12 protein-coding genes are annotated in these 12682 nt (G+C 39.3%); 5 read left to right on the top strand and 7 right to left on the bottom strand.

Features of this window, described 5'->3' with window-relative positions; genetic code table 11:
- The first annotated feature begins 8 nt into the window (after positions 1-8).
- The 5 genes from TV75_RS01585 (at position 9) to TV75_RS01565 (ending at position 5821) form a co-directional block, all read left to right on the top strand.
- A complete protein-coding gene (locus TV75_RS01585) occupies positions 9-842 on the top strand; it encodes an alpha/beta hydrolase (protein WP_052504389.1) in 834 nt (277 codons plus the stop codon).
- Between the two features lie 129 nt (positions 843-971).
- On the top strand, positions 972-2165 hold the full coding sequence (locus TV75_RS01580; protein ID WP_044336851.1) for a class I SAM-dependent rRNA methyltransferase: 1194 nt from the start codon (positions 972-974) through the stop codon (positions 2163-2165).
- A 245-nt stretch (positions 2166-2410) separates the two neighbouring features.
- Complete coding sequence (locus TV75_RS01575; protein ID WP_044336849.1) at positions 2411-2938, top strand: D-glycero-alpha-D-manno-heptose-1,7-bisphosphate 7-phosphatase; 528 nt, start codon at positions 2411-2413, stop codon at positions 2936-2938.
- Between the two features lie 211 nt (positions 2939-3149).
- Positions 3150-5066, top strand: a complete 1917-nt coding sequence (locus tag TV75_RS01570; RefSeq protein ID WP_044336847.1) for a DUF294 nucleotidyltransferase-like domain-containing protein — start codon at positions 3150-3152, stop codon at positions 5064-5066.
- Complete coding sequence (locus tag TV75_RS01565) at positions 5066-5821, top strand: 3'-5' exonuclease (RefSeq protein WP_044336845.1); 756 nt, start codon at positions 5066-5068, stop codon at positions 5819-5821. Before TV75_RS01570 ends, TV75_RS01565 begins: the two co-directional genes overlap by 1 nt.
- Positions 5822-5897: 76 nt before the next feature.
- Here the strand turns inward: TV75_RS01565 and TV75_RS01560 are convergent, their stop codons facing one another.
- From TV75_RS01560 to TV75_RS01525, 7 genes are all read right to left on the bottom strand, one after another.
- Positions 5898-7160 (bottom strand): glutamate-5-semialdehyde dehydrogenase, encoded by a 1263-nt coding sequence (locus TV75_RS01560; protein WP_044336844.1) that lies wholly within the window; start codon positions 7158-7160, stop codon positions 5898-5900.
- Between the two features lie 74 nt (positions 7161-7234).
- On the bottom strand, positions 7235-8350 hold the full coding sequence (proB, locus tag TV75_RS01555) for a glutamate 5-kinase (RefSeq protein ID WP_044336842.1): 1116 nt from the start codon (positions 8348-8350) through the stop codon (positions 7235-7237).
- Between the two features lie 119 nt (positions 8351-8469).
- A complete protein-coding gene (proC, locus tag TV75_RS01550) occupies positions 8470-9315 on the bottom strand; it encodes a pyrroline-5-carboxylate reductase (protein WP_044336840.1) in 846 nt (281 codons plus the stop codon).
- Positions 9316-9767: 452 nt separating this feature from the next.
- Complete coding sequence (locus TV75_RS01540; RefSeq protein ID WP_044336836.1) at positions 9768-10721, bottom strand: LCP family protein; 954 nt, start codon at positions 10719-10721, stop codon at positions 9768-9770.
- Between the two features lie 167 nt (positions 10722-10888).
- The gene (locus TV75_RS01535) at positions 10889-11608 is read right to left on the bottom strand and encodes a hypothetical protein (RefSeq protein WP_044336834.1); all 720 of its coding nucleotides are present in this window, start codon (positions 11606-11608) and stop codon (positions 10889-10891) included.
- Positions 11605-12024, bottom strand: coding sequence for an ECF transporter S component (locus TV75_RS01530; protein WP_253275452.1), 420 nt, complete (start codon positions 12022-12024; stop codon positions 11605-11607). The genes TV75_RS01535 and TV75_RS01530 overlap by 4 nt, the downstream gene beginning before the upstream one ends.
- Before the next feature lie 55 nt (positions 12025-12079).
- The gene (locus tag TV75_RS01525) at positions 12080-12670 is read right to left on the bottom strand and encodes a cob(I)yrinic acid a,c-diamide adenosyltransferase (RefSeq protein WP_044336830.1); all 591 of its coding nucleotides are present in this window, start codon (positions 12668-12670) and stop codon (positions 12080-12082) included.
- Between the last annotated feature and the right edge of the window lie 12 nt (positions 12671-12682).

The following is a 12682-nucleotide window of genomic DNA, read 5'->3' as shown; positions in this document are numbered from 1 at the left end:
CGATTTCCTTGTCAATTAATCATAAACATTTGTTTTTGTGGAGTGGTATCATCTTCACCCTCTTCACTTTATATATTCTATTTCGCACTACAAATGTTCAATCCAGTGAAAAACCTTTAACCGCTGAAGAAAAATATCCCACTGTCTTTGTACACGGGTACAAAGGTACATATAATTCTTTTAGAACGATGTTAGAACGCTTTGAAAATCAGCATGGCTGGGGTCAAAAAACGTTGGAGATTTATGTGTCTGAAGATGGGAGTGTAGTGTATAAAGGATCTCTTTCCACAAATCCCACTTCACCTCCACTCGTTCAAGTCATATTTGAAGATAACCGTGCATCGTTAGAGAAGCAAGCAATCTGGTTAGAAAATGCAATGAAGCTCTTATATCACCAATTTGACGTTTCAAACGTAAATATCGTAGGACACTCCATGGGTGGGCTTGCCTCGACTAAATATATTCTAAATACAAGAGATCACTCGTTTGTTCCGAAGACCCATAAATTCATTACGATTGCTACACCTTTCCTTGGAGTTACGAAGGAATCTTATGACCAAATTAATACAGGCGCAGCTGTTATTGATCTAAAACCTGAGTCACATGCATTAAAGGAGTTATTTATCAATCGTCATCTAATCCCTTCCCATATAAATGTATTATCCATTGCTGGATCAGGTGATGATGTGGTAAACGTTCCAAGTGCTATAGGTAGTCAATCACTATTTGAAGAAAGTCGTTTTCAATACAAGATCGTGTATGATCCATCTATTTCTCATAGCGGCCTACATGAGACGATTAAAGTAGACCGGCTTGTTGGAGATTACCTATGGAGTAAATAAGAGAATATTTACTTCCGTACTCAGATAGAGTTTCTATTCTGATACGGAAGTTTTTTTCTGTGCAGTTGCGTAAAATCCCTTTACGTTCTATACTACACAAGACTAAACCTCAAGGTTAGGATGAGTAGAATGACAAAAGAAAGAATCATTAAAGCAAACCCTAAGTACATACAACAATTCCAAAAAGGTTTTCCCCTCTTAAATAAAGAAAATGTGACAACATCGATGGAGAGTGTACAAGACGGAGAAATTTTCAAGCTTGTTGACAATAAGAATACCTTTATTGCGAAAGGCTACTTCGGAATTCAGAACAAAGGGAGAGGCTGGCTTCTGAGCTGGAAGGAGCAAGAAGCAATTGATAGAGACTTTATCTTTAAGAAAATCCAAGCTGCCATCAATCAACGACTTCACTTCTTTTATAATGAAGATACTACAGCATTTCGTGTGTTTAATGGTGAAGGAGACGGCTTTGGGGGCATCACCATCGACTACTTTGATGGCTACTACCTCATTCAATGGTATTCAAAGGGAGCCTATTCTTTTCACGAAGAGGTTATGCAATCGTTAAGAAAACTAACCGATTTCAAAGGCATTTATCAGAAAAAGCGGTTTGCACAGGAAGGAAAATATGTGGAGGAAGATGATTTCGTCGAAGGGACCCGCCCTTCATTCCCTCTTCTCGTCAAAGAAAATGGCGTTCAATTTGCCATCTATTTAAATGACGGTGCCATGGTAGGTGTTTTCCTTGATCAACGTGAAGTGCGTAAACGAATTCGCGATTCTTATTCTAAGGGAAAACGGGTATTAAATACGTTTTCTTACACAGGAGCATTTTCTGTTTTCGCTGCACTCGGTGGTGCCTCACAGACCACTAGTGTAGATCTTGCTAATCGCAGTCTAAGTAAAACGATTGAACAATTCAGCATTAACGGAATCGATTATGAAGCACAAAACATCATTGTGGAAGATGTCTTTAAGTACTTTAAATATGCCGTAAAAAAAGAACTCTCCTTTGATCTTGTTATTCTTGATCCACCAAGCTTTGCACGTTCAAAGAAACATACATTCAGTGCATCAAAGGATTATAAAGATTTGTTAAAAGAAGCGATTGCAATAACTGAAAAAAACGGTACCATTGTGGCATCCACTAATTGCAGTACCTTCAATATGAAGAAATTCAAAAGCTTTATTGAAGAAGCCTTTAAAGAAACCACTGGTAAATACAAAATACTTGAGGAGTACACCCTGCCGGAAGACTTTAAAACCCTCAGTCAATACAAACAGAGTGATTACCTTAAAGTCGCTTTTATTCAAAAATTATAATAGATAGATAATAGATAGGGACGGACCTTTGAAAGGTCCGTCCCTATCTATTTTGTATATCTGGAGGTGAGTCCTGCTCCATTCGTTTATTTCTGTAAAGAATGGTGGTAAAATTTCATTTATAGGTTTAAGTTCATATCATCTGTAAATGACAGAATACTCTGTCATTATTTCCTCGGAAACCGCATAAAGCGACACAAAATAAGGATTTGTTGAAGAATAAGATCGAATTAGGGGGATTACTGGTGAAGAAAGCTGTTTTTCTGGATCGTGATGGAGTAATCAATGAGGTGAAAACCCAACGAGTGACATTTGTTAATCGACCAGATCAATTTTATTTCCTTGAGGGAGTTCTTGACGCTATTAAATTATTGACAGAATCAGACTTTCTGATTTTTGTCGTCACCAACCAGGGTGGAGTTGGGTTGGGATATCTCTCTCATGAACAATTACGATCCATACATGATCATATGGTTATGGAAATTGAAAAGGCTGGTGGATTGATTCAAGAGGTTTCCTGTTGTACTCACAAGCCGCACGAAGGTTGTAAATGCAGAAAACCCGAAGCAGGGATGCTTCTGGACTTAGTCCAAAAGTATGGTTTGGATATTGCCCAATCTTATATGGTAGGTGATCGTGATGTAGATATTGAAGCGGGCCACAAAGCGGGATGCACAACGATCTTACTTGCCGACGGTCCTTCTCCCCTATTTAACGCCGATTACATGTTTACAAACTTAATGGAAGCTGCTGAATTCATCGTCAATAAGTAAGTCCCTCTTAGTCCCTAGGGGATGGGACTCCTTTTTCTTATTCCATCGTTTTAGTGAACAACTACATAAATGCTATATAACCTTAGAAAACACCCTTATGATTTTTGCACAGTTGGGTGTTTTTTGTATATACCGTGCCTGTTTTATCGTTTTCAAATTAGGGAATTCTATGGTAAAGTACTATGGAACTAGTGAGAACGGGAGGTATTCGATGAACCAGCAGGAATTGTTACAAATTATACGAGATCACTATCCCTTTGATGTTCTAACCACAGAACAGTTAGACTACATTATTTCCGGTTCTAAATACACTACCTTCAAGAAGGGTGAATTCCTTTTTCATGAAGATGAGACAGTAGAAGAATTGGATATATATTTCCTTGTCTCGGGACTTGCGAAAAATGTCCTGCATCGATCAAGTGGCAAGCAGTATTCCCTCCGATTCTATTATCCTGGGGACTTAATCGGGATCATGATCATGCTTACAAGCGGTGAAATGACCTTTTCCGTACAGGCAATAGAAAATTGTACCGTGTTCCGGATTCACAAGGATAGGCTCCTGGAGGTTATGACCAAGAACAACGACTTTTCAAAAATCATCTTCGAGAGCATCGGAAATCGTATGAAAACTTTGTACGATGAAATAAAAGCGAAGTCTGCTACGGATACCGACGATGAAAATATCAGCCTGTTTCGTACCAAAGTCCATACTTTAATGGATCGCCCCACTTTCATTGACGGCAATGCCACTGTTCTTGATGCAGCAAGAAAGATGAAAGAAGAAGATACATACGGTTTAGTAGTAGTGGATCAAGATAAAAAAATGCATGGCATTCTTACCCAACGGGAAATCCTGTCTTATATTACAAACCCAAGTGTCAGTGAAACAGTCAAGGATTGGATGAAGAAAAAACCGTTCTGGATTCGTGATGAATCTTTTGCTTATGAAGCTCTTTCTTATTTCAAACATGAAGAAGTGGATTTTGTACCGATTATTCGCAATGATAAAGTTGTTGGGGTTCTGACAAGTACATCGTTTCTCAATATACAGGATTCAAATTATTTGGACCTATCCTATAAAATCCAAAAAGCCGTTTCGAATGATGAACTCGTTGAACTGGCAACTGTAAAAAGTAATACCTTTCAACAGTTCATTAAAGACCTTCTTGTTCAGGATAGTTTTGGCTACGATATATGCGAAGTGATTTCAAACTATAATGATCGCCTTCACCGAAAAATCATTCAGTTGACCGAAAAAGAAATGCGTCAGGAAGGCTTTGGCTCTGCACCTATCAATTATTGTTTTATCGTCATGGGCAGTCAGGGCAGGAGTGAACAAGGCTTTCATACTGATCAGGATAATGGAATCATACTCGATGATTATAATCACTTATCGGATCTCAAAAAGGTTGATTTGTATTTCCAGGCATTCACGGAAAAACTCAATTTAAAGCTTGCAGCATGTGGTTTTCCTGAATGTACTGGCGGGATCATGGCGAAGGAACAAAAATGGAAACGTTCCTATACCGATTGGAAAAAAGCGATTGATGAATGGCTCTTTGAAATAGACGCACAGGAAGTTCAAAATATTACAATGTTTTATGATTTCCGTCCGATTTACGGTGATTACTCCATCGCAGAAGAAATTCGAAATTATTTAGCGGAAAAATCGAAACGATCTCTAAATATGCAGCAATTATTAAGAAAAGATGCCCTTCGTTTCAAGCTTCCTGTCGGTCCTTTGGGACGGGTTAACCTGAAACCCAGGAATCATTTATTTAATATTAAAAAGTCAGGACTTTTGCAGATCGTCAATATGATACGTATTCATTCTGTGAGGTATGGAATTAAAGAAGTCAATACAATTAAACGTGTTCACGCATTGAAAAATATGCAGGCGTTCCATCCCAGGGATGCACAAAATGTTAAAACAGCTATGCATATACTCCTCACTCTGCGCACAAAGCAAAACCTTCTTGAACTTAAAGAAGGAAAGGCATTAAGTAACGATATTGATGTACGTACTCTTTCAAAAGAGGATCGTCAGAAATTAAAAGAATCCATCCAAATTGCTAATCGACTTCAACAAGTGATGGAAATTAGTTTTAATAGGAACCGGGTGGTTTAATGAACGATATTGGAATTAATGTGGGCTACCGCATTCTGAAATATTATTTATGGCAGCAGTTTTTCTTTCGCTTTCAAGTGAAAAAGGAAAAAGAAAAGCTTTCCTACCATAAATTATCTCGTGCCCTAAAAGAATTTGAAGAGGAAAAACCCACGCTTCAGCAAAAACATTTATTCGATTGTGACTTTACAATATTTGACCTTGAAACCACGGGCTTTTTTCCTGAGGTGGGAGATGAAATCATTTCCATCGGAGCGGTAAAGATCAAGGAAGGTAAAGTTCAAGGGAAAGACACGTTTTATCAAGTCATCAACCCCCTTCAAACGGTGTCTAGGAGTACGAAGAGATTTACGGGTCTAAGACGAAAAGACTTTCTAAACGGGGTTACACTGCCGATTGGATTGCAGCGATTTTTAGAGTTTAGCAAAGGTACCATCCTTGTTGCCCATCCTGCTAGTTTTGACATAAACTTTCTTCGGAAACGTATTTTCAAGTGGCAGCTACCTTCATTTAACCCCGAATATGTAGACTCCTTTTCACTTGCAAATGGATTATTGGAACGGGACGATTGTTACCTGGACGCCCTTGTAAAGAAGTTTGGCATCGACTACCGGACCCGTCATCATGCACTGAATGACGCGATCATGACCGCCGAAATCTTTGAGGAACTATTAAAAATCTGTTATCAGCAAGAAGTCCACACGATAAGGGGATTGAATGAGTTCATACTGGAGGATACCAGCTCAGGGTTCTGATCAGAATTCTTCCCCTGCTACCTGATAAATGAGAAAAAACGCTTGAGAAAATATCTCAAGCGTTTTGCCATGTTTATTATCGGATTTGTCCTGTTCCATGCATCATATATTTGACAGTTGTTAACGCTGGCAGCCCCATTGGTCCTCTAGCGTGTAATTTCTGTGTAGAGATTCCGATTTCTGCACCAAATCCTAACGCTCCTCCATCAGTGAAGCGAGTGGAAGCATTATGATAAAGAGCGGCAGCATCCACGAGCATCATGAATTTCTTCGCCGTTTCTGTGTTTTCAGTGACGATGGCTTCTGAATGCTTTGTCCCGTATTGTTCGATGTGATCGACTGCTTCATCCAAAGAAGATACAATCTTCACGGCAATATCCAAGCTCAGGTATTCGTTTGCCCAATCTTCTTCTCCAGCAAGCTTAGCATCTTCAATCGCTGCGACAGCTTTTTCATCACCATGAATGGAAACATTGTGTTCTTTAAGCTTTTCTACAAAAGCATCCTTATTCTCTTTAAACCAGTCATCATGAAGGATAACGGTTTCAGCAGCATTACATACCGCTGGACGGTCCGTTTTTGCATTGATGATAATGTTTAATGCTTTTTCTACATGAGCTTCCTTGTCAATATAGATATGACAGTTTCCTACGCCAGTCTCAAGAACAGGTACAGTTGCATTGTTTACAACAGCATTGATTAATGCACCGCCACCCCTTGGAATTAACACATCAATATGCTCTTTCATTGTGAATAACTCGCTTGTTGCTTCTCGGTCGGTTGTATTAATGAATTGTACTGCATCTTTAGGAATATCCGTTTTATCAAGTGCTTCATGCATGACGTCTACAATAGCTTTGTTCGAGGTAATGGCATTTGAACCACCTTTAAGAACAATGGCATTACCGGATTTCAGGGCTAATCCTGTCGCATCAACTGTTACATTAGGACGTGCTTCATAAATCATTCCAATGACACCTAGAGGAACCGTCACTTTTTGAACTTGCAGTTGATTTTCAAGTGTCCAATCGGATACGATTTTTCCAGTTGGGTCTTCCAAGTCAGCTACCTGACGAAGCCCATTTGCAAAGTCTTGGACACGTTCCTTCGATAGAGATAAGCGATCCATAAATGCAGCTTCGAATCCCTTCTCTCTACCTCTTTCAAGGTCTTTTTCATTTTGAGTCAGAATGGATTCGTAATTAGCTTCTAAATGATCGGCAAGGATATGAAGAGCTTTATTTTTTTGTTCCGTTGTTAGCATACTTAATGTCTTTGAAGCTTTCTTGGCTAGCATCGCTTGTTTTTTTACATCGGTTTTTTCTATAGTTAAATTCATCAAATACCTCCTGAATATTTATAAAAAGAATTCGAACGGATTTAGCAGGATATGAAGGAGAAAAAACCCTTCGCTTATACTCCTACTGGAATGGGTACTTCTACATGACACACAAGGTGATCGATTTCAACTGCGACTTGATCGGCTTTGATGTCTGTAGGATTCTTCAGTTGACCTGAACGGAAATTCACCATTCCCAACCCGATTTCTTCATTACGATTGTCAAGAATTCGAACGACGGCCCCTTTATCAAATCGGCCTTTTACAGTATAAATATCATCTATTGTCAAACTTTCCTTCTGCTCTAAAATGCGCTCTTTCGCACTCGCATCTATGGTAATTTCACCTTCTGGACCTGAGTTAAACGCAATCCACTGCTTTTTAGAGTCAAGGTTGACGGAATCTTCAGTAGATTCAAAATACGTCCCTTTAGCTGTGTGTTGGACAGCATCGTAAATGACGTTTGAATGCCCTGATTTACCAAGGAACGCCGGAATGCCTGAAGCCATTGTGATTTTAAATGCATCAATCTTAGACCTCATACCACCTGTTCCTACTGCACTTCCCGGCTCACCAGCCATATCTTCAATATCTTCAGTGATTTCCGTAACACTCTCTAACAGTTCAGCATCAGGATTTTTACGTGGATCAGAATCATATAATCCATCAATATCAGATAGAATGATGAGTTGATCAGCATCCACTAATGCCGCAACTTTGGCTGAAAGTGTATCATTATCTCCAAATTTCAATCGGTCGATCGTTACGGTATCATTTTCATTTACTATTGGAATGATTCCTCGTTCAAGAAGGACATTGATTGTGTTTCTTGCGTTGTTGTATCGGTCTTCATCAGAAAAATCACTACGAGTGATCAGAATTTGAGAAGCCACGTAGCCGTTGGAGATTAACAGATCAGAATACGCTTCAATCAATAGTCCTTGGCCGATAGCTGCTGCTGCCTGCTTCTCCGGAAGAGAGCTTGGGCGTGTTAAGCATCCTAATTTTCGATAGCCCGCAGCGACGGCTCCTGAGGAAACAAGCAATACTTCATGACCGTCATCCTTTAATCGAACAACTTCATCAACAAGTCGCTCCAGCTTCCTGCGACTCATTTCTCCATGCAAGCTTGTTAATGAACTACTTCCAATCTTAATTACGATACGTTTCTTCTGATTATTTTGGGACATTCAATCACTCCTAGTAAAAAGGTCCGTCCCTAGCCCCTCTTTATGTGTGTAGGGACGGACTTGTATTTCTTGTTTGGTTGGTAATGTTTATATGGGGTGTTTAATAGTCGATGTTTGTTTTAGCTAGTTACTAATTGTTTGGACTGTAAGGATGAGCTGATTTCTTTCGAACGTTTTTCTGCTCCCTTGACAGCTTCTGAGATAGCCTTACCTCCGCCGAACTCTGCTAATGCATCAAGTCCTGCAGCTGTAGTACCATTTGGGGATGTTACATTTTCTCTAAGTTGAGTTGGTGTTTCTTCTCGCTCAAGCATCATTTTAGCTGCGCCAAAAATGGTTTGAGCTCCGATTTTACGAGCTAATTTAGGGTCTAATCCTGCTTCAGCACCGGTCTTTTCGATGTGTTCCATTAAATAATAGAAGTATGCTGGACCACTACCGGCAATTCCAGTGAAGATGTCCATTTGACTTTCTTCGATAACGAAAACTTCTCCGATGCTTGATAATAATTCTTTTGCATTATCCATGTCTTCTCTAGAAGTAAAACGTCCTGCACTTATGGCTGTAGCAGATTCTTTCAACATACTTGACGTATTTGGCATGACCCGGATAACTGGCTGCCCTGCCGGTAGCTGCTCTTCCATATGAGAGGTGGTGATTCCCGCCAGCACTGACATAATCACCGTATCGTTCCTTACTAAGTGATTAATGGAATCTAATGCTTTATCAATATCCTTCGGTTTCATCGCCAGGATAAGAATATCTATTTCATTAAAAGGTAGATCATCTTTTGTTAAAGCTGTTATATCGTATTTGGCTTTCATTTCCTGAAGTCTTCCTTGATTGCTTCGATTTGAAACAATAATTTGATCAGATGGGATTTTTCCACTTTGTACAGTTCCTGAAATCATAGCTTCAGCCATGTTTCCTGCACCTAAAAAAGCAATTGTTTTATTTTTTAACAATCATATCCACTCCTGTTCCTATATTTAATGATTAGTTTTTAATCGTGCATTCATTTTAATAAATAGTAATAATAAGAAGGTTTTGTTTGTTATTAAAATCACTGGTTCATGTCTCAAAAAACCTTTGTTGGCGTGTGTTTTGTTCACAACGTTTATAATCGTAACATGCTGGTAAATGATATCAAGGGCAATATAGGAAGTAGTAAGGAATTGGCCGAAATAGCTAGTGGAAGCGTTATCATCGTCATTTATGTTAGTCAGATTCCGTCTAAAGGCTATATATTGGCTCAGAGAGCCTATAATCAGAATTTTAAAATTCTGCCTCTACTTGAAGAGGCATCAATTTTTATATGATGAAGACTGCTATATCAATTCTAAGGGAACGTTTCTTTCTTCCATTTGTACAAAAAAAGCCCGTTAAGTCATTTACCAGCTTAACGGGCTTTACAAACTCATTCAGTTGCAGCTTCATCCGGGCTTTTTCCATTTAGGAAGTCTTTTAGTGCTTTCGTGTTTTGTTCAAAGTCGATTTCAAGTACTGATCCTACACCGCTATAGCTTCCAAAACCATAACTACCTTCAACAGGAATGGTGAGCTTATCCATATCACTCGTGTTACTCAACAAGATATCCTTTGCGATGGAAATCTGATCCAGCTTACTCATATTCGTCTTAATATAAGGTTGAATCGATCCTGCCATTTTCGGAAGCTTAGTGACGCCGCCTATTGAGAGGACCTCATCTTTAAGAGCATTTATGACTTTTTGCTGTCTTTCAACCCTTCCAAAGTCCCCCTCTGCATCAGCACGGAACCTGGCATAGCCTAATAACTCTTTCCCATTTAAATTTTGGACTCCAGGCTGGAGGGAAACGCCGATGTTTTCAGACATCGCCTTTTCAACATCCATCTCAATACCTTCAGGAGCAAGTATATCTACGGATTGTTCAAATCCTTTAAAGTCGACCACCATAAAATATTGAATATCAATATCAAAATTGTGTTTAATGGTTTTCCTGAGCAATTCGGGTCCACCTAAATAAAAAGCTGTATTCAGCTTGTAGTTTTTGTATCCTGGTATTTCAACATAGATATCTCTCATAAAAGAAACAAGCCTGGTTTCATTTGTTTTCGGATCAATCTGTGCGAGCATCATTGTGTCGGTTCTTGATTTCTCCTCGCCCCTGCTATCGACTCCTAATAACAAAACGTTAACCTTACCGTTTTCATCTTTCACACCATTGAATTTATAATCTCCTTGAAGCTGATCGTTTCCAGCCATTTTATATCCACTATAAAATTGATAAGCAGCATAGCCGAGTAAACTAAAGATAAGTAAAAATAATACCAAAATCACTTTTCTTCCACGTTTTCTCTTTTTAGTCTTGCGATCTAATCGTGAATCCATTTCTTCACCTACTTTTAAGACATTCATGAATTACTGATGATAGTATGAAATAGTACTTTATCCAAATACAATTGACAATCGCAGAATGCTGGATGAACTAACATATTTCTCCATACCGTTTGAAAGTATATTTTATCATAAATATCCTAAAAAGTATTTATTTGTTCCTAGCATGATAAATGTAGTGAATGAAAATGCCTCCCGGTAAGCTTTCGTACATCATGTTCATCCTCTTTCTTGTAAGAAATGAGAAATGAAGTAGAAGGCCCGCTGGATTTATCCAAGTCTTGACCAGAGGTGACATCCTCCCTTCTTAAAGGATTCCCTAATAATAGAGAAAGTTCATGAAATACTCCTTTAGAGCCTACTGGCAGAATATCAATGATGGAAGAGTGAAGTACACAGTCCATGAATAGGGATAGGGGGGCAACAGAAGCACCATTCGTGATTACTTCATTTCCTACTAATGGCGTTCCGATAAGGGCATGGGCAAGGTTATGACAAGAGGTAAAAGGTCTCTCTTTTATTCTCGTCCCAATACAAGTAACTCCAAGAGCAGATTGATGTAGAACGATATTCGATTCAGAGCTTCCCGTTATGGGAATATCCTCTTTGTTTAATTCACTCAAACCTTTCTTCACACCACAATAATAACTCTCCCATGCAGAGTTACTCGTAAAGTTCAATATTTGAACAGCTTTTAGGGTTGCTCCCACGGACAAGCATTCCATCACTGCTACACGAAAGCAGTAATACCCCACAGTCTCCGGATCAACAATAACCGCATCCCCTTCTTTACTTCCTATCCCTCCGCTGCAATCTGAAGCCAGGATCAGCTCTTCTTCATCTGAGATCGATATGGATATAACATCCCGATTTTGAATCATGCGATTTTTCCCCTCCTAACTCTTGAAGCCAGAGGAGGGAACAGGAAGTGGGCAATCGTCAAATTAATGAAACTGGCCAATAATAAGGAAGGGACAATGGTGTAATAAAAGGAGGCATTCAGGATGAATATAAATGGAACTCCTGCCAGTACCCCGTTACCTATAAGAAACAGGATGGCTGCCAGTACACGATTCCCCTTGGAAAACACATATCCAAATACCCATACAAAGAAGGCCATTTCAATAGCAATGAGAACATGTAAAGGTCCCAACGGAAATCCAACGTATAAACTTGACAGCAAGTGTCCTCCCCCAGCAACGATTGCGCCCCATCTCCGATTGTAAAGGGATGCAATTAATAGTGCAGGCATACTATCTAAAGCAACCGTACCAATCACGGCAGGGATCTTTACCATTCCACCGATCGCAGAAAAACCCATAAACAAGGACAGTAATAAAAGAGTTTTAAGATTACTTTTCATTTTTTTTATGAACTTTACCTGTTGAAAATACGTTTGCGCTGCGAATATATTCGACACCTTTTACATTGCAGCGATAATTGATCACACGTGCCAAGGCAAAAAAGTAGTCGGATAAGCGATTGATATACTGCAATGTCACTATAGGAAAGTCCTCGTCCGTTTTTGAAAGTGACACCATGATTCTCTCTGCTCTCCTTGTAACCGTTCTCGCTATATGAATACTTGAAGAAGCTTTCACACCACCTGGTAAAATGAATTTTTCCAGAGGGGGCGCTTCCTTAGTGAAGCGATCGATCTTCTCTTCCAACGCCTGGACGGATTGGGGCTGGAGCTTGATCTTTTTATTTTTCGAAACGTTGGATAGGTCACCTCCGCAATCAAAGAGCTCATGCTGAATCGTCTCAAGATCCTCTAACAAATCTGTAAAACGCTCATCATGAAGTTCAGAAATGGCTTGTCCAACGAATGAATTAACTTCATCTAATGTACCATATGCTTCGACACGAATATCATCTTTATCTACTCTTCCACCGATTAAACTCGTTTGACCTTTATCACCAGTTCTTGTGTAAAGCTGCATACTAACCCTCTC

The organism is Rossellomorea aquimaris, from assembly GCF_000935355.1.
GTDB classification, from domain to species: domain Bacteria; phylum Bacillota; class Bacilli; order Bacillales; family Bacillaceae_B; genus Rossellomorea; species Rossellomorea aquimaris_B.
The sequence above is the reverse complement of the archived record's forward strand: the minus strand, read 5'-3'. Positions and strand labels throughout refer to the sequence as shown.